The organism is Streptococcus oralis subsp. dentisani (assembly GCF_002096335.1).
Classification (GTDB): domain Bacteria; phylum Bacillota; class Bacilli; order Lactobacillales; family Streptococcaceae; genus Streptococcus; species Streptococcus oralis_Z.
Window position 1 is genome coordinate 300,707 of the sequence record NZ_NCUW01000029.1, and the last position, 17,053, is coordinate 317,759.

Annotated in this window: 18 protein-coding genes; 15 read left to right on the forward strand and 3 right to left on the reverse strand. The window is 40.6% G+C overall.

Annotated elements, in window-relative coordinates; translation table 11 throughout:
• Positions 1–121: 121 nt before the first annotated feature.
• The 10 genes from B7709_RS06180 to dltD all read left to right on the forward strand — a co-directional run bounded on the left by B7709_RS06180 (position 122) and on the right by dltD (position 9,631).
• The gene (locus B7709_RS06180; RefSeq protein WP_084972122.1) at positions 122–742 is read left to right on the forward strand and encodes a hypothetical protein; all 621 of its coding nucleotides are present in this window, start codon (positions 122–124) and stop codon (positions 740–742) included.
• Positions 743–883: 141 nt separating this feature from the next.
• Positions 884–1,579, forward strand: coding sequence for an AzlC family ABC transporter permease (locus B7709_RS06185; protein WP_084972123.1), 696 nt, complete (start codon positions 884–886; stop codon positions 1,577–1,579).
• Complete coding sequence (locus B7709_RS06190; protein WP_000253936.1) at positions 1,569–1,892, forward strand: AzlD domain-containing protein; 324 nt, start codon at positions 1,569–1,571, stop codon at positions 1,890–1,892. The genes B7709_RS06185 and B7709_RS06190 overlap by 11 nt, the downstream gene beginning before the upstream one ends.
• 102 nt (positions 1,893–1,994) lie before the next feature.
• Positions 1,995–2,837: an amino acid ABC transporter substrate-binding protein gene (locus B7709_RS06195; RefSeq protein ID WP_084972124.1), complete on the forward strand. Its 843-nt coding sequence runs from the start codon at positions 1,995–1,997 to the stop codon at positions 2,835–2,837.
• Positions 2,838–2,990: 153 nt separating this feature from the next.
• Entirely contained in the window at positions 2,991–3,845 is an 855-nt protein-coding gene (locus B7709_RS06200; protein ID WP_084972125.1) for a MetQ/NlpA family ABC transporter substrate-binding protein, read from the forward strand.
• Positions 3,846–3,963: 118 nt separating this feature from the next.
• Positions 3,964–5,337, forward strand: a complete 1,374-nt coding sequence (locus B7709_RS06205) for a M20 family metallopeptidase (RefSeq protein WP_084972126.1) — start codon at positions 3,964–3,966, stop codon at positions 5,335–5,337.
• Positions 5,330–6,391: a methionine ABC transporter ATP-binding protein gene (locus B7709_RS06210; RefSeq protein WP_084972127.1), complete on the forward strand. Its 1,062-nt coding sequence runs from the start codon at positions 5,330–5,332 to the stop codon at positions 6,389–6,391. Before B7709_RS06205 ends, B7709_RS06210 begins: the two co-directional genes overlap by 8 nt.
• 1 nt (position 6,392) lies before the next feature.
• Positions 6,393–7,085, forward strand: coding sequence for a methionine ABC transporter permease (locus B7709_RS06215; protein WP_084972128.1), 693 nt, complete (start codon positions 6,393–6,395; stop codon positions 7,083–7,085).
• A gap of 171 nt (positions 7,086–7,256) precedes the next feature.
• The gene (dltB, locus tag B7709_RS06220; protein WP_084972129.1) at positions 7,257–8,411 is read left to right on the forward strand and encodes a D-alanyl-lipoteichoic acid biosynthesis protein DltB; all 1,155 of its coding nucleotides are present in this window, start codon (positions 7,257–7,259) and stop codon (positions 8,409–8,411) included.
• Between the two features lie 47 nt (positions 8,412–8,458).
• Entirely contained in the window at positions 8,459–9,631 is a 1,173-nt protein-coding gene (gene dltD / locus B7709_RS06225) for a D-alanyl-lipoteichoic acid biosynthesis protein DltD (RefSeq protein WP_084972130.1), read from the forward strand.
• A 174-nt stretch (positions 9,632–9,805) separates the two neighbouring features.
• On the opposite strand, the gene B7709_RS06230 is transcribed toward dltD, so the two are convergent.
• The gene (locus tag B7709_RS06230; protein WP_084972131.1) at positions 9,806–10,375 is read right to left on the reverse strand and encodes an MptD family putative ECF transporter S component; all 570 of its coding nucleotides are present in this window, start codon (positions 10,373–10,375) and stop codon (positions 9,806–9,808) included.
• 133 nt (positions 10,376–10,508) lie between these two features.
• Between B7709_RS06230 and B7709_RS06235 the strand changes: the two genes are divergently transcribed.
• The 5 genes from B7709_RS06235 (at position 10,509) to nrdI (ending at position 15,210) form a co-directional block, all read left to right on the forward strand.
• Positions 10,509–11,123, forward strand: coding sequence for a YesL family protein (locus tag B7709_RS06235; protein ID WP_084972132.1), 615 nt, complete (start codon positions 10,509–10,511; stop codon positions 11,121–11,123).
• On the forward strand, positions 11,101–12,771 hold the full coding sequence (locus tag B7709_RS06240) for a sensor histidine kinase (RefSeq protein WP_084972133.1): 1,671 nt from the start codon (positions 11,101–11,103) through the stop codon (positions 12,769–12,771). The genes B7709_RS06235 and B7709_RS06240 overlap by 23 nt, the downstream gene beginning before the upstream one ends.
• A 12-nt stretch (positions 12,772–12,783) precedes the next feature.
• Positions 12,784–14,070, forward strand: coding sequence for a response regulator transcription factor (locus B7709_RS06245; protein ID WP_084972134.1), 1,287 nt, complete (start codon positions 12,784–12,786; stop codon positions 14,068–14,070).
• A 58-nt stretch (positions 14,071–14,128) separates the two neighbouring features.
• Positions 14,129–14,662 (forward strand): ABC transporter permease, encoded by a 534-nt coding sequence (locus B7709_RS06250; RefSeq protein WP_084972135.1) that lies wholly within the window; start codon positions 14,129–14,131, stop codon positions 14,660–14,662.
• 77 nt (positions 14,663–14,739) lie between these two features.
• Positions 14,740–15,210, forward strand: a complete 471-nt coding sequence (gene nrdI, locus B7709_RS06255) for a class Ib ribonucleoside-diphosphate reductase assembly flavoprotein NrdI (RefSeq protein ID WP_000724244.1) — start codon at positions 14,740–14,742, stop codon at positions 15,208–15,210.
• 81 nt (positions 15,211–15,291) lie between these two features.
• On the opposite strand, the gene B7709_RS06260 is transcribed toward nrdI, so the two are convergent.
• The gene (locus tag B7709_RS06260) at positions 15,292–16,554 is read right to left on the reverse strand and encodes an NRAMP family divalent metal transporter (RefSeq protein ID WP_061454134.1); all 1,263 of its coding nucleotides are present in this window, start codon (positions 16,552–16,554) and stop codon (positions 15,292–15,294) included.
• Positions 16,555–16,752: 198 nt separating this feature from the next.
• On the reverse strand, positions 16,753–16,998 hold the full coding sequence (locus tag B7709_RS06265; RefSeq protein WP_084972136.1) for a MarR family transcriptional regulator: 246 nt from the start codon (positions 16,996–16,998) through the stop codon (positions 16,753–16,755).
• Positions 16,999–17,053 lie beyond the last annotated feature (55 nt).

Genomic DNA, 17,053 nt, shown 5'->3' on the forward strand with positions numbered 1-17,053 from the left:
AGTATTATAAATGAGACTGGTTTTTCAGTCTTTTTTATTATGACGATTTGTTACTTACCCTTCACGGAATCCGACTCTATCAAAGTTTGTCAGCCTGAGACTTTTTTTGTATAGTAGATATATGAAAATTACAAAAATAATCAGTAGTTTGCTTGCTTTAGGGGCATTGTTGGTGTCTCTAACAGCATGCCTAAATGCTCCGGAAAGACAAATACAAAGAACTCAACTAGTCATGTTTAAATCCCTTTCATTTTATATGCCTGAGAAGTCTTTTGAAGAAGTATTTGGAGAGGTTGATAAAGTGGTAGAAGAAGAGGAAATGGCCTATCGCGATACCTGGCGTGCAGAAGACCCCTATTTCTATAAAACAGGCCGCCTTTTCTATCACTATGAACAGATTGCTTTGAAGGGCTATACTGGCCGAGCGACCTTTACATTTTCAAAATCGCATCGCTTGGAAACAGTAGCGGTTTATTTCCCTGTTGCTTCAACAGCTGAGCAGCAAGCATTGCTCTTTAACTTATTCCAGACTGTAAAAAAAGAACTTGAAGCTCTTCCAGATTACCAATCCATGGCAACTGATACAGTAGGACTATATGATGACGGCTATCGCTATAAAGTCAAGCTGAAAGGGAAAAGGAAAGAACTCTGGGTCGATGTTTACCCGACAGAAGATGGGTATGTTGAAAGCCAAGTTGATAAGTACACTATCCGAGTGGATCAGTTTCTTATGTATCAATAAGCAAGTAATGCTTTTTAACAATGTTTGCGAACTACTAGTTTCAAACTCTAAACTTTTTTCTCTTTTATGAATGTGTTATAATAATCCTTGCTGTGGCTATGACTTTGAACAGTCTCAAACGAAGAAAATAAGAGGAGAGAGATGAAAGAAAAAGGATTTTGGGAAGGTGTACATGCGGCCATGCCGACTGCCCTTGGCTATGTTAGTATCGGTCTAGCTTGCGGGATTATCGGCGCTCCCCATGTGACACCTGTTGAGATGGGCCTGATGAGCCTCTTTGTTTATGCTGGGAGCGCCCAGTTTGCCATGTTGGCATTGATTGCGGTCCAAGCGCCTGTGGCGGCCATTGCCATGACGGTCTTTTTAATCAACTTGCGTCTCTTCTTGTTGAGTCTGCATGCGTCGACTTATTTCCGTCATACTAGCCTCTGGCAAAATATCGGCATGTCCAGTCTCCTTACAGATGAGACTTACGGGGTTTTGATGGGAGAATTAGCCCATACAGACAATGTCAATCCTATGTGGATGCATGGGAACAATCTCAATAGTTATGTAGCCTGGTTTATTGGGACAGTGGCGGGAACGGCTTTAGGTGGTCTTCTTCCAAATCCAGAGGTCTTTGGATTAGACTTTGCCCTTGTTGGGATGTTTATCGGGATTTTTACCTCGCAATTTCAGATTATGCAAAGACGGGTTCCTGTACGGAATCTGCTGCTGATCCTAGCAGTTGTTGCGGTGTCTTTCTTTTTGCTCTTGACAGTGGTATCTCAATCACTAGCTGTTTTGTTTGCGACCTTGCTAGGTTGTACTATGGGGGTGATCTTAGATGGTCAGTAAGTATCTTTTATTAGCAGTTATTTTCTCTGGCTTGGTGACTTGGATTCCCCGTATGATTCCTTTCATCTTGGTCAAGTACAAGGGGTTGCCAGCAATCGTCGAGCGTTTTTTGAAGTTTTTGCCTGTTTCTATTATCTTTGCTTTGATCCTTTCAAGTGTAGTGACAGGCAAGGTTGGGAGTCTTCCTCAGATCAAGTGGCTGGACTTCTTGGCAGTCTTTCCAACGGCTTGGGTAGCCTTTCGCTACCGCAATCTAGTGGGCACTGTTCTTTTTGGAGTGGTCTTAATTGCAGTCTTGCGTCTGGTCTTTTAGTCAGCCATAAAAAAAACCTATCACCGAGATAGATATCATATAATAGCGAAAAAAATTATTTTCTGATAAGATAGTAAGGTATTCTATTTTGGAGGAAATGACATGAAAAAAATCGTCAAATATTCATCTCTTGCTACTCTAGGACTTGTTGCTGCAGGTGTACTAGCAGCTTGCTCAGGTGGTGAGAAGAAAGATACTGCAACTAGCGAAGCAGCATCTGGTAAGAAGGAAATTGTCGTAGCGACTAACGGATCACCAAAGCCATTTATCTATGAAGAAAATGGTGAATTGACTGGTTACGAGATTGAAGTAGTTCGCGCTATCTTTAAAGATTCTGACAAGTATGATGTTAAGTTTGAAAAGACAGAATGGTCAGGTGTCTTTGCAGGACTTGACGCTGACCGCTACACTATGGCTGTAAACAATCTTAGTTATACTAAAGAACGTGCGGAGAAATACCTCTATGCAGCACCTATTGCCCAAAACCCTAATGTCCTTGTAGTGAAGAAAGATGATAACAGTATCAAATCTCTCGATGATATCGGTGGAAAATCAACAGAGATTGTTCAAGCGACTACATCAGCTAAACAGTTGGAAGAATATAACAAACAACACGCAGATAACCCAACTATCCTTAACTACACCAAGGCAGATTTCCAACAAATCATGGTACGTTTGAGCGATGGACAATTTGATTATAAGATTTTTGATAAGATTGGTGTTGAAACAGTTATCAAGAACCAAGGATTGGACAACTTGAAAGTCATCGAACTTCCAAGCGACCAACAACCTTATGTTTACCCACTTCTTGCCAAAGGTCAAGATGAGTTGAAATCGTTTGTAGACAAACGTATCCAAGAACTCTACAAAGACGGAACGCTTGAAAAATTGTCTAAACAATTCTTCGGAGACACTTACCTACCAGCAGAAGCTGACATTAAATAGTCGTATGAAATCATCCAGTCTGAGAAAGGTGGATGATTTCTCAATTTTTAGACATATAGTTTCAAACTATATGTCTGCCTATCTAATAACAATTTGCGAAATCAAATAAAGTATGAGATACTATTACGGTATTATTTTTAAGGAGAAAGAATCATGAAAATTAAAAAATGGCTCGGTGTAGCAGCGCTTGCTACAGTCGCAGGTTTGGCTCTTGCAGCTTGCGGAAATTCAGAAAAGAAAGCAGACAATGAAACAGTTGTCAAAATTGCAACAGTTAACCGTAGCGGTTCTGAAGAAGCGCGTTGGGATAAAATCCAAGAATTGGTTAAAAAAGATGGCATTAAATTGGAATTCACAGAGTTCACAGACTATTCACAGCCAAACAAGGCAACTGCTGATGGTGAAGTTGACTTGAACGCTTTCCAACACTATAATTTCTTGAACAACTGGAACAAAGAAAACGGAAAAGATCTTGTAGCGATTGCAGATACCTACATCTCACCAATCCGCCTTTATTCAGGTAAAAATGGGGAAGAAAATAAGTACACTAAAGTGGAAGAAATCCCAGATAACGGTGAAATCGCTGTACCAAACGATGCAACAAACGAAAGCCGTGCGCTTTACTTGCTTCAATCAGCTGGTTTGATCAAATTGGATGTTTCTGGAACGGCTCTTGCAACAGTTGCTAATATCAAAGAAAATCCAAAGAACTTGAAGATTACTGAATTGGATGCTAGTCAAACAGCTCGTTCATTATCATCAGTTGACGCTGCCGTTGTAAACAATACTTTCGTTACAGAAGCAAAATTGGACTACAAGAAAGCACTTTTCAAAGAACAAGCTGATGAAAACTCAAAACAATGGTACAACATCATCGTTGCGAAAAAAGATTGGGAATCATCACCTAAAGCGGATGCAATCAAGAAAATTATCGCAGCTTACCACACTGATGAAGTGAAAAAAGTTATCGAAGAAACATCAGACGGTTTGGACCAACCAGTTTGGTAATAAGACACAGGGAGGTGGGAGAGAGTTTCCACCTCTTGCTTTTGTATAGAGAGTTGATTTTAAAGAGGCACTTGTGGTTGTTCTGAGGACACAAGTACGTAGTAGAAAGAGAGAGAAAATGGTTTTTCCTAGCGAACAAGAGCAGATTGAAAAATTTGAAAAGGATCATGTTGCTCAACATTATTTTGAAGTCTTGCGCACCTTAATTTCCAAGAAATCAGTCTTTGCCCAGCAGGTTGGACTAAAGGAAGTCGCAAACTATCTGAGTGAGATTTTCAAGCGTGTAGGAGCTGAAGTGGAGATTGATGAGACTTATACGGCTCCCTTTGTCATGGCGCATTTCAAGAGTTCGCGTCCGGATGCCAAGACCTTGATCTTCTATAATCACTATGATACCGTGCCAGCAGATGGCGACCAGGTGTGGACAGAGGATCCCTTTACACTTTCTGTGCGAAATGGCTTTATGTATGGACGTGGGGTTGACGATGACAAAGGCCACATCACAGCTCGTTTGAGTGCTTTGAGAAAGTATATGCAGCACCACGATGACCTGCCTGTCAATATCAGCTTTATCATGGAAGGGGCAGAGGAGTCTGCTTCCATGGATTTAGATAAGTATTTAGAGAAACACGCAGACAAACTCCGTGGTGCAGATTTGTTGGTCTGGGAGCAAGGAACCAAAAATGCCTTGGAACAGCTGGAAATCTCTGGAGGAAACAAGGGCATTGTGACCTTTGATGCCAAGGTAAAAAGTGCGGATGTGGATATCCACTCGAGTTATGGTGGTGTCGTGGAATCAGCTCCGTGGTATCTTATCCAGGCCTTAAGTAGTCTGAGAGCTGCTGATGGCCGTATCTTAGTAGAAGGCTTGTATGAGGATGTTCAAGAGCCAAATGAACGAGAACTAGCCTTGGTGGATACCTACGCCCAACGCAATCCTGAGGAAATCAGTCGCATTTATGGCTTGGAATTGCCTCTCTTACAAGAGGAACGTGTAGCCTTTCTAAAACGTTTCTTTTTCGAGCCAGCCCTTAATATCGAAGGGATTCAGTCAGGTTACCAAGGGCAAGGAGTGAAAACAATCTTGCCAGCAGAAGCCAGTGCCAAGCTAGAAGTTCGTTTGGTTCCTGGTCTAGAACCGCATGATGTTCTGGAAAAAATTCGGAAACAGCTAGACAAAAATGGCTTTGATAAGGTAGAATTATACTATACCTTGGGAGAGATGAGCTATCGAAGCGATATGAGTGCGCCAGCCATTCTCAATGTGATCGAGTTGGCCAAGAAATTCTATCCACAGGGGGTATCAGTCTTACCGACAACGGCGGGGACAGGACCTATGCATACGGTCTTTGATGCCCTAGAGGTACCCATGGTGGCCTTCGGTCTAGGAAATGCCAATAGCCGAGACCATGGTGGAGATGAAAACGTGCGAATCGCCGATTACTACACCCATATTGAATTAGTAGAGGAGCTGATTAGAAGCTATGAGTAGAGATATTATCGAGTTAGATCAGATCGATGTGACCTTTCACCAAAAGAAGAGAACTATCACAGCGGTCAAGGATGTGACCATTCACATCCAAGAAGGGGATATCTACGGTATCGTTGGATATTCTGGAGCAGGGAAATCAACCCTTGTGCGGGTGATTAACCTCTTGCAAAAACCATCTGCAGGTAAAATTACCATTGATAACGATGTGATTTTTGACGGCAAGGTGACCTTGACTGCGGAGCAGTTGCGTCGCAAACGTCAAGATATCGGGATGATTTTCCAGCATTTCAATTTGATGAGTCAAAAGACAGCAGAGGAGAATGTGGCCTTTGCCCTTAAGCACTCTGGACTCAGCAAGGAAGAAAAGAAAGCTAAAGTAGCTAAGTTGTTGGACTTGGTTGGCTTGGCGGATCGTGCCGAAAACTACCCTTCACAACTATCAGGAGGGCAAAAACAGCGTGTGGCCATTGCGCGTGCCTTGGCCAATGATCCGAAAATCTTGATTTCAGATGAGTCAACGTCTGCTCTTGACCCTAAGACAACCAAGCAAATTCTAGCCTTGTTGCAAGATTTGAACCAAAAACTAGGCTTGACTGTTGTCTTGATTACACACGAAATGCAGATTGTCAAAGACATTGCCAATCGTGTGGCAGTTATGCAGGATGGCCGTTTGATTGAAGAAGGCAGTGTTCTTGAAATCTTCTCGGATCCTAAACAACCTTTGACTCAAGACTTTATCTCAACTGCTACAGGTATTGACGAAGCCATGGTTAAGATTGAGAAGCAAGAAATCGTAAAACATTTATCTGAGAACAGTATCTTAGTGCAGCTCAAGTATGCAGGGGCTTCGACAGACGAACCACTTTTGAATGAATTGTACAAGCATTACCAAGTAACGGCTAATATTCTCTATGGAAATATCGAAATTCTCGATGGCACTCCTGTTGGAGAACTGGTTGTGATCTTGTCAGGAGAAAAAGCAGCGCTAGCAGGCGCTCAAGAAGCCATCCGTCAAGCGGGTGTGCAGTTAAAAGTATTGAAGGGAGGACAGTAGAATGACAGAGTTTATTCAAACCTATTTACCAAATGTCTATAAAATGGGCTGGGCAGGTCAAGCTGGCTGGGGAACAGCCATTTACCTAACTCTTTATATGACAGTTCTTTCCTTTATTATCGGAGGGTTCTTGGGGCTCGTGGCGGGTCTTTTCCTTGTCTTGACAGCGCCAGGTGGCGTCTTGGAGAATAAGGTTGTCTTCTGGATTTTAGACAAGATTACCTCTATTTTCCGTGCGGTTCCCTTTATCATCCTTTTGGCTATCTTGTCACCACTTTCTCACTTGATTGTCAAGACTAGTATTGGGCCAAATGCGGCCCTTGTTCCACTTTCTTTTGCGGTCTTTGCCTTCTTTGCCCGTCAGGTGCAGGTGATCTTGGCTGAACTGGATGGTGGTGTCATTGAAGCAGCGCAGGCTAGTGGAGCGACTTTCTGGGATATCGTGGGTGTTTACCTATCAGAAGGTCTTCCAGATTTGATCCGTGTGACGACTGTGACCTTGATTTCCCTTGTTGGGGAAACAGCTATGGCCGGAGCGGTTGGGGCTGGTGGTATCGGTAACGTAGCCATTGCCTATGGATTTAACCGCTACAATCACGATGTGACTATCTTGGCAACCATCATTATCATCTTGATTATCTTTACAATCCAGTTCTTGGGAGATTTCTTGACCAAGAAATTAAGTCATAAATAAAAAGAGCCGAAGGGCTCTTTTTGGTTCTAGGTAGCTGCCAACAGGGGCATTTAAAGTTTTTAAATTATGGTATAATAGATAAAGCTAATTCTCTCTAGTGATAGGATAGGAAAAAGCTAGAAAGATAAGTTCTGAAGCAAGATGAGAAAATGAAAAAGGAGTTCGGTTGATATGAATTATTTCGAGGGGAATGAGTTTTTCCTTCTCTTGTTTGTAGTGTTACTGATTGGTTTTGTGGTAAACTTTTTTGAAAAACGTAAAGACTACTATATTTTGGCGCTCTCCCTCTTATTTGCAGGGGCTATCTATGGCAAGAGTCGAGCGATGATTGTCTATTTACTCGTCTTTATCGTTTACCAGTATTTTCTGGTTTTTCTAGCACAGAGGATAGAGGCAAAGCGGCTGAAACCACTGGTTTTCCTTTCTATTCTTCCCTTAGTGATTAATAAAGTCTTTGCCCTGACTTCTCTGCATTTGTTGGCCTTTATTGGAATTTCCTACATGTCCTTTAAGACCATTCAGATTATGTTAGAAATATCGGATGGTTTGATCAAAGAAAAGATTAGCATAAAAGACTACCTGCAATTTTTACTTTTTTTCCCTACGGTTAGTGCAGGGCCGATTGATCGAAGCAGGAGATTTCTAAAAGAGATAAACGAGGTCATGCCTCGTAAAGACTATCTAGAGTTAGCAGGGGACGGTGTTTATCGTATCGTTTTGGGTCTACTTTACAAGGTTGTTTTGTCAACCTATGTTTACCAGATGTTACTCGCTCTAAGCAATACGGGTACAGTCGTCTACTCAATTAAATATATGTACCTCTATACCTTGTATCTATTCTTCGACTTTGCAGGCTATAGTCTAATGGCTGTTGGAAGTAGTAACATTCTAGGTATTCAGACACCGATGAACTTTAACAAACCTTTCTTGAGTGTCGATATCAAGGATTTCTGGACCAGATGGCATATCACCTTGTCTACTTGGTTGAGAGATTTTGTGTTTTCAAGAGTATTGATGCAGGTCATCAGGAAAAAATGGTTTAAAAATAGACTACACAATGCAACCTATGCCTATATGGTCAACATGTTGGTCATGGGTTTTTGGCATGGTCTTAGTGTTAGCTACATTGTTTATGGTTTTTATCATGGTGTCTTGATGGCTGGATTTGAAGTATATCAAAAGAAAAGCAATTTTTATAAGAAAAATAAAAACAAAAACTGGTATAAGCTACTAAGTTGGTTTGTGACCATGAATTTGATTATGATTGGTTTCTTTATCTTTTCAGGTGAACCCTATAAAATCTTACTTACGATTTTAAAGAGATAAGAGATTGAAAAGAAGTCTGCCAGATTGAAGGGATAGGATAAAACGAAATGATTAAATTAAAAGCATTTTTACTATCGCTTGTGCTCGTAATTGCGACGCTTGCCCTTTTAAATGTGACCTATGTCAAGAAGATTGAGGATTATTATAAAGTCAAGGATAACAGTATTCGCTACAGCACCTCGTATGAAAAGTATAAAAGTAGAGATATTTTAACAAGTAATATCACTCCCAACACCCTGGTTTTAATGGGGTCATCTGAGTTGGTTGCGACGATAAATGAAGACTATCATCCCAATAAAATTTTTAACTACAATGATTTTAATATCATGCAGATTGGGACTAGTTATTCACAAAATATCATTCAGGCTACGACCTTGGGTTCTATTGAAGGATCTATGAGTAAGCGAAAAGTGGCTATAGTAGAGTCTGTTCAGTGGTTTGAAAAAGATGGAACTCATCAAGATGCCTTTTTGAACAAGGCTTCTCAGGAACATATTTTCCACATGCTAGATAATGACAAGATCAGTAAGGAAACGAAAGAAAGACTAATCAATCGCATTATCGAGATTACCAAGGGGAACAAGCAACAAAACGACATCTACAAAAAATACAAAAGTTATTTCATAGATGGAAAAGGAACCATTGTTGATAAAAAACTATTAGAGTTTGATAAGGCGATGTATTCCTTTAAGCTCAAACAGACTTTTTATCAAAAACATGCCAAATCAGATTATCCTTCACTAGGAGATAAAACCCCAGACTATGATTGGGAGAAAATGACAAATCAGTTTGTAGAAGAGGTCAAAAAGAAAACAGACAATAATGATTATGCTGTTGATAATAACTACTACAATACCTACCTAAAAGATCGCTATGCATCGCTGAAAGATTCTAATAAGGATTTGAGCTATCTGGAGTCACCAGAGTATTCAGATATGGAACTCTTCTTGACAGTTGCCAAAGAATTGGGCATTGAAGTTGAGGTAATTATTTTCCCAGTAAACGGGAAATGGAATGACTACACGGGTGTCTCAAGAGAGATGCGGGAGAAAACTTATAAAAAAATAGAAGATGTCGCAAAAAGCCATGGTGCAACGGTACTAAACTATGGAAACAGAGAGTATGATGATTACTTTTTATTTGACGTGATGCACGTTGGGGTGAAAGGATGGATGGAAGTTGAAAAAGAACTTTACAAATTTGCAAACCAAGCTAACTAACATACATCGATTAATCTTGTGGACACTATTTTTCTATACGGTTATCTTAAGCATCGTGATTTACTGTTTTGTGACCGATTTTTCGAATATTCAAGAATTTATCTATAGTGAATTTTAAGATTGTATACAAAAAAACCCTGGAACTAGGCATTGCTAGTCTTCAGGGCTTTTACCTTATAGTTTATCGGCTATTTTTTGAGTTAGAAATTGCCCAACCAAAGCCCCAATCAAGGCACAAAGGAGAATGCTTGCAACAAAGAGAAAAATTTTGTCCAATTCTGGTGCGACCATGATACGGTCGATGTATTCCTGAGATTTTCCACGAGCGAGGAGAGTTGCCGCGTAGGATTCTGGACTAATCCACATGAGGAGGATGGGACCACTTGTACTAAAAGCAAAGACGAGGAAGGAGAGGGTATTTTTGATTCGATCTTTGTAGTTGCCGAGACGAGCGGTGGCATCTGCTGTAAGACCGCAAGTGATAGCTGGTAGAAAGGCGCCGGCACCGTGTTTACTAGCTAGGAAAAATAGTGCCATAAAAAGGCTTAGAATCGTGATAGCACCAAAACGAGGAACTTTTGCCAAAAGAAACATGTAGATGCTCCCCCCGACGAGGGCAGAAAAGGCAGGCGCATAGAACATATTGCCCGTTGAATCCACCAAGTGTCCAAGCAATACTCCAATTCCTAGACAGAGAAAGTAGAGAACGACGGCTAAGAGGGTAGTTAAGATATTTTTCTTCATGAGAATCTCCTTATATAAAACTGTCAAAATCAATTGTATCACGCTTTTAGAGGATTGTAAATGGGTGCTCTATGTTTTTGAAAACGTTTGAAATATGATATAATAGTTACATAGTTGTTTTAAGGAGGATATTATGGGAAAGTTTCTAGAATTCGTCTTTAATCGTTTCTTTTTAGGAATGATTGCGACGGCTTTTTTCTGGTTATTCACACTAGCAGGAGGTGTAGTCTTTGGTTTGGCACCAGCTAGTGCAACTCTTATGAGTTTATATGCGGAGCACGGTTATACTTACCGAGCTTATAGTTTGAAAGAAGCTTGGAAATTGTATAAGAGTAATTTTGTCAAGAGCAATCTCGCTTTCTATAGTTTTGTACTTGTAGATCTAGTCTTAGTTTATGGTTTGTACCTTTTGGTTCAATTGCCCCATCAAACTATCTTCCATCTCTTGGCAACCTTTCTCAATATCCTTGTTGTTGCCTTTGTTTTTTTAGCTTATACCGTTTCATTGAAACTACAAGTTCACTATGAACTCTCTTATCGAAATACCGTAAAACTCGCTCTTATCGGAATTTTTATGAATTTGCCGGCAATTGGCAAGGTTTTATTTGGTACAGTTATGCTTGTAGGAATTGGTTACTATATGCCTGCCCTCCTCTTTTTCGTAGGAATTGGTGTGTGGCACTTCTTTATTAGTGATATGTTGGAACCCGTATATGAAAGCATCCATGAAAAATTGGCGACAAAATAAAATGAGGCCGTTCTGGCTCCACTCGCTCTTGCGCATCTATACCTTGGTGATGATTGCCATCATTGCAAGTTTTGCGGTCATGCTCTCCTATGCTGACTGGAGTTCCCGTGAAAAAGAAGCACAACGTGTAGCTCAACGTGTGACGACTCGGACAGTGAGTGAGATTGAATATTACCATAGAGAGTCGACTCAGCTTGCCCAGACTTTGGTTGAAAATCAGGCTCGGATTGAAGGGATTTATAAGTACTTTAGTCTCAGTACACCAGACTATTTTTATTGGCAATTAGAGCGCAAGGCTTCTCCCTATATCTCGGTATCCTTGTATGAAAACATTGACGATTTGTATGTAAGAAATGACTTTGTGACGGGTGTGGCAATTGTCCTTCAGGATTATAAAGAAGTCTTTGTTTCTACCAGAGGGAAACGAAGTGGAGAGAAAATTCCAGCAGAAAATTTCAAACCAGCTCCCAATAGTTTTGCCATTCCTGTATCCGATCCTGTGTCTGACAAGGATTTAGGAGTCATCTATATCTCCCTTTCCCCAGACGTTCTCCATGATGCTATTGACAATACAAGGGGCCATATCCCGATGGCTGTAACAGTAACTTCGCCTTTTGATACGGAGATGTTTCAGATTGGGGAGACAGTATCTGCCGAGCGGGAGAACTGGCTTGTAGGAGTTACCTCCCATGACTATCAAGTTCGTGTAGCCGTTCCTAAGGATTTTGTTCTTAAGGGAACGTTGACCAGTTCGGCTTTCATTATTGGACTAAGTATTCTCTTTATCATCATTTTGTATATCACTCTGAGACAGACCTTTTCCAATTACCAAAAGCAGGTGGTGGATCTGGTTGAGTCTATTCAGGTTATTGCCCAAGGAGAAGAGGGACTTCGCATTGATACTTCTGAGAAAGACCAGGAATTGCTCCTCATCTCAGAAACAACCAATGATATGTTGGACCGACTGGAAAAAAACATCCACGATATTTATCAGTTGGAACTGAGCCAAAAAGATGCTAATATGCGAGCCTTGCAAGCTCAGATTAACCCTCATTTTATGTATAATACCTTGGAGTTCTTGCGGATGTATGCGGTGATGGAAAGCCAAGATGAACTGGCGGATATTATCTATGAATTTAGCAGTTTACTACGCAATAATATCTCCGACGAGCGGGAAACAACGTTGAAGCAGGAGTTGGAATTTTGCCGAAAATATAGCTATCTCTGTATGGTTCGCTATCCAAGGTCTGTTGCTTATGGTTTTAAGATCGCGCCAGAATTAGAAAATATGAAGATTCCCAAGTTTACGCTTCAACCATTGGTCGAAAACTACTTTGCCCACGGTATTGACCACCGCCGAACAGACAATGTGATCAGTATCAAGGTTTTGAAGGGTCAAGGTTTTGTTGAAATCCTAGTGGTAGACAATGGTCGCGGGATGACTGCTGAGAAACTAGCTAGCTTGCAAGAAAAACTAACTCAGAGAAGTTTTGAGCACGAGGCAAGCTACAGCGGAGAGCGACAATCAATTGGAATAATCAATGTACACGAACGCTTTGTCCTCTATTTTGGGGATCGCTACCAAATCAGTGTAGAGTCAGCTGAACAAGAAGGTGTTCGTTACCATATTACTATTCAAAATGAATAGAAAGGAAGGGAAATGTATAAAGTTTTATTAGTAGACGACGAGTATATGGTGACAGAGGGGCTCAAGCGATTAATCCCCTTTGAAAAATGGGATATGCAAGTCGTCGCAACAGCTAATCACGCAGATGATGCATTGGACTACGTCAAGGAAAATCCAGTTGATGTGGTCATTTCGGATGTCAACATGCCAGATAAGACAGGGCTTGAGATGATCAAGGAGATGAAGGAGATTCTCCCAGATGCCTATTATATCTTGCTGTCTGGCTATCAGGAGTTTGACTATGTCAAGAAAGCAATGAACCTCAGTGTCGTGGATTATCTGGTGAAGCCAGTGGATAAGGTGGAGTTGAGTCATTTATTGGAAAAAATTGCGAGCCAACTTCAGGAAAAGGTGGAGCAAAGCCAGACTCTCAGCCAAGAATTGGATGAAGAAGGCTTTGTCAACTTCTTAGCAGGTAAAGACAACTGGTGGATAGGCCTTTCCAAGGAAAAACAAGGTTCTTTCACTATTCCTTACTATGTTTTAGGTCAAGACTGGCAGATTTTTATCTCTGATCAACCACTAGATGGAATCGTAGTAACGCCTTTTGTAGCGCCCTACCAACAAGCCTTTGAAAAATGGAAGATCAATGCAGAAAAAGCTCTCTTCTACGGTTCAGTTAATCTAGAAAAATCCGAGAGTTTGTTTGCTTATTATGAGCCGATTTATCGGGTGATTATCCAAGGGAATATCAATCAAATCATCGAAGAATTAACCTTGCTAGAGAAGGTTGTTTTGGAGAATACTCCGCGCGTGGCCATCACGAAGCAGCTCTTCACCCAGTTTGTCATGGATGTCTTTCATTTGTTTGAACACCTAAAAGCAGATGATATGACCGAGATTGTCAAAGCCATCCATGCCATTAACTCCTTTGAAGAATTGGTTGCCTACATCAAAGAGACCTTGATCAAGTTCTTTGGCCAGTACCGCATGAATGAAAATGTGGTGAGCGTTCTGGAGGTGATTGGGCGTGATTATCAGAAAGAACTCACACTTAAGGATATTAGCAAGGATCTCTTTATCAATCCTGTCTATCTCGGTCAGCTGATCAAGAGGGAAACCAACTCAACCTTTGCGGAATTGCTCAATAAACAGCGAATTAAGGCAGCGCAGCAACTCTTACTTTCGACCAGTGATAGTATTGAAGATATTTGCTATGCAGTAGGTTACAGTAATGTTGGATATTTCTACAAGGTTTTCCGTAAATTGTGCGGAAAATCACCGAAAGCTTATCGGAAACAAGTTGAAACCAGCTTGTAAAAGTTGTATTCCTGTACAAAAAATGCTATAATGTTCAAAATATCTTATGGAGGAAAACATGAAAAAGAATCCTATTTATCTTTGGGTCTTGTTAGTCCTATCAGCCCTTATTTCATCTATGTCATTATTTGGAGTCTTGAGTCTATTGCCGAGTAAAGATGCTCTTCGTGCTAGCCTGGTAAATAGCGGGACGCTCACTGCCCAGCAATTAGAAGACACAGTCAATTATACTTACCAAGTAACAGCGTCATCGCACTCTATTTTTAATACGTTGTTGATTGTCTTATCTGCAATTCTAGTTGTAGTAGCTTTTGTATTTCTCGTACGTAAAAATGTGCAATTCGCAAACTATGTTTATATTGGTTATGTTTTACTAGCCATTGTTGGTTTGGTTTATAGCTATATGAACGTTCAAGATGCGGTTCAATTAATCAAAGATACTACCCTCGGCTTAGGAATGGGAGCATTAGCACAAGGAACAAATATTTTGTTCATCATCATCAATATCCTCTTTTTAGCCTTAGTCTTTTACAAGATGTGGCGCCAACAAAAAGATTTGGCTGAAGAAGCCGAAACAGAGGAAGTTGCCTAAGTATTGACAAAAGAGAACTATCAAGTTACAATCTTGGTAGTTCTTTTAATATTTTAAACATAAAAATCGAGGTCATCATGAAAAAAATATCCTTAGTCTATATCAGTTTGAGCGGGAATACAGAGAGTTTTGTAACCCGGCTCAAGGATTATCTCTTGTCCCAGTATGAGGGGATTGAGGTCCAAAAAATCCATATCAAGGACTTGGTCAAGGAAGGTCAAGAATTCTTTGAAATGGAGCATCCCTATGTCGCTTTCTTGCCAACCTATCTGGAAGGTGGAAATGGTGTCGATAACGGCGATGTTGAGATTTTAACGACTCCAGTGGGTGATTTTATCGCCTATGGAGACAATGCTAGTAAGTGTTTTGGGGTAGTGGGTTCTGGGAATCGCAATTTTAACAATCAATACTGCCTGACCGCCAAGCAGTATAGTCAGCGCTTTGGTTTCCCAGTTTTGGCTGACTTTGAAATGCGAGGAATGTTGGGAGATATTAAAAAGGTCGCAGCGATTATCGCGGACTTATATGAGTTGGAGACAGAAAAATAAAGCAGTACTGAAGGGCAGTTGAGATTTTCAACTGCTTTTTATGTATGCAAAAAGCACCCCATAAGGGTGCCATTTTATAAACTATCCTGCTTTTCCGATGGCAAGTGCATAGATAAAGAAGATAGCAAAACCAAAGAGAAAAATCAATCCTGCAATAGCGAGGAGTTTTAGCCAGGAAGGAAGATTTTTATTTTCACGCGTCACCAATACATAGTTCAAAAGAGCGAAGAATGGTGTTGTCAGGAAAGATCCAATCATGGCAAAGCGGAGCATGATTGAAACTTGTCCAGCAAAGAACTTGATGATGACGATACCGATGATAGCTGTAATGGTCATCCAGATGTTCAAAGATTTACGATTATCCTCTTTTTGACTTAGCAAGAGTCGAAGAGATTCCTGATTGACACGAGAGTAGCCATCTATAACGGTGATGACTGTCCCAAAGATACAGAGGAAAGCGATGAAGGTAATCAAATATCGAGACCATTCGCCAAGGACAGAGGCGTACATGCCCACGAATTGAGAAATGTACTTGGCTGAAGCGGCTTCAACTGCTTGACCTGTAGGATACTGAATAAGTGCTCCTAGTGCCACGAAGAATACAGCTAGGATAGCAGTTCCAATGTAACCAACGTTAAAGTCGAAAAGAGCGTCCGCTGTATTAAAGTTGACGGTCTTTTTCTTTTCAGCAGACCAGAGTGAATTGATGGCTGAAATTTCAATAGGAGCAGGCATCCATCCTAGGAGGGAAACGATAAAAGGGAGTGCCGCCATTTGCCAAGGTGTCTTTTCGACAAAATCAGAGCTGTATTCTGGATGCTTAATTGCTGCAATAATAACTGCAAGAACGGTCGCAATAGTCAAGGCAGACATGATCCATTTTGCCATACCGTCCAATAGTTTGTAGCCACCAAAGAGCAGCATAGCCCAAATGACCGCAACAAGGATAAGAGACCATTGAGTGATGCTAAGACCAATCATTGGAAAAGCGCTAGCGATGATAGCTGAACAAAGGATGGCAACACCGGCAGTATTGACCAAGGCAGAAAAGACATTGAGAATAAAGAAAATCCAGAGATAGAGCTTGCCTTTTTCTGCATAGCCTTCAACCAAGGTCTTTCCAGTATCTGCTGTGTATTCAGCACCAAAACGGAAAAATGGGTATTTAAAAACATTGGCTAAGATGACCAAGAGAAGTAGAGACCATCCATAAGAACCGCCAGCTTGAGTGGAGGATACGATGTGAGAACCTCCGACTGCAGCGGAAGCCATTAGAATCCCTGGTCCCATCGCTTTCAGCTTGCTTGTCCAGGTAGACTGGTGTGATGAAGTAACTTGTGACATAAAAACCTCCCGTTTTTGAATTTTCAGAATAATCTGAATAGATAAGTTCTATTCTACAAGAAACTCAGGAAAAATGCAAGAAAATTTTGAAAAAATTTAGAAAATTTCAGAAAGAAGGCTTGATTATCAGTCCTGATAGCTCATTATAAGTTTCATGAAGAAGAGAAAAATCCGAGAAGAAGACTTCTCGGATTTTGATTATTTGAGTTGATCAGTGATTTCCTTTGAAAGTATGAGTCCCAAACGATAGCTCTTGTTGATGTAGGCGATGACATCATTGATATTCTCTGTAGTTTGGATTCTTTCGTGGATATCTGCTTTGAAAGTTTCGTCTTTCAAAAGCTGTTCCTGAAGGAGTTTCTGAAGCTTTTCTTTTTCGTATTTATTGATAAGAAAAAGAATGACAAGACTGATAAGAACTAAGATATAAGCGTACTGGCTCATAAAATTTCTCCTGGTTTGATAAAAAAGTTGATGACATAAGAAAAGCGAAAGAAAT

Bases quoted from the DNA above. Each gene is read 5' to 3' on its own strand.
- B7709_RS06180 (WP_084972122.1), top strand. From the start codon at position 122: ATGAAAATTACAAAAATAATCAGTAGTTTGCTTGCTTTAGGGGCATTG.
- B7709_RS06185 (WP_084972123.1), top strand. From the start codon at position 884: ATGAAAGAAAAAGGATTTTGGGAAGGTGTACATGCGGCCATGCCGACT.
- B7709_RS06190 (WP_000253936.1), top strand. From the start codon at position 1,569: ATGGTCAGTAAGTATCTTTTATTAGCAGTTATTTTCTCTGGCTTGGTG.
- B7709_RS06195 (WP_084972124.1), top strand. From the start codon at position 1,995: ATGAAAAAAATCGTCAAATATTCATCTCTTGCTACTCTAGGACTTGTT.
- B7709_RS06200 (WP_084972125.1), top strand. From the start codon at position 2,991: ATGAAAATTAAAAAATGGCTCGGTGTAGCAGCGCTTGCTACAGTCGCA.
- B7709_RS06205 (WP_084972126.1), top strand. From the start codon at position 3,964: ATGGTTTTTCCTAGCGAACAAGAGCAGATTGAAAAATTTGAAAAGGAT.
- B7709_RS06210 (WP_084972127.1), top strand. From the start codon at position 5,330: ATGAGTAGAGATATTATCGAGTTAGATCAGATCGATGTGACCTTTCAC.
- B7709_RS06215 (WP_084972128.1), top strand. From the start codon at position 6,393: ATGACAGAGTTTATTCAAACCTATTTACCAAATGTCTATAAAATGGGC.
- dltB (WP_084972129.1), top strand. From the start codon at position 7,257: ATGAATTATTTCGAGGGGAATGAGTTTTTCCTTCTCTTGTTTGTAGTG.
- dltD (WP_084972130.1), top strand. From the start codon at position 8,459: ATGATTAAATTAAAAGCATTTTTACTATCGCTTGTGCTCGTAATTGCG.
- B7709_RS06230 (WP_084972131.1), bottom strand. From the start codon at position 10,375: ATGAAGAAAAATATCTTAACTACCCTCTTAGCCGTCGTTCTCTACTTT.
- B7709_RS06235 (WP_084972132.1), top strand. From the start codon at position 10,509: ATGGGAAAGTTTCTAGAATTCGTCTTTAATCGTTTCTTTTTAGGAATG.
- B7709_RS06240 (WP_084972133.1), top strand. From the start codon at position 11,101: ATGAAAAATTGGCGACAAAATAAAATGAGGCCGTTCTGGCTCCACTCG.
- B7709_RS06245 (WP_084972134.1), top strand. From the start codon at position 12,784: ATGTATAAAGTTTTATTAGTAGACGACGAGTATATGGTGACAGAGGGG.
- B7709_RS06250 (WP_084972135.1), top strand. From the start codon at position 14,129: ATGAAAAAGAATCCTATTTATCTTTGGGTCTTGTTAGTCCTATCAGCC.
- nrdI (WP_000724244.1), top strand. From the start codon at position 14,740: ATGAAAAAAATATCCTTAGTCTATATCAGTTTGAGCGGGAATACAGAG.
- B7709_RS06260 (WP_061454134.1), bottom strand. From the start codon at position 16,554: ATGTCACAAGTTACTTCATCACACCAGTCTACCTGGACAAGCAAGCTG.
- B7709_RS06265 (WP_084972136.1), bottom strand. From the start codon at position 16,998: ATGAGCCAGTACGCTTATATCTTAGTTCTTATCAGTCTTGTCATTCTT.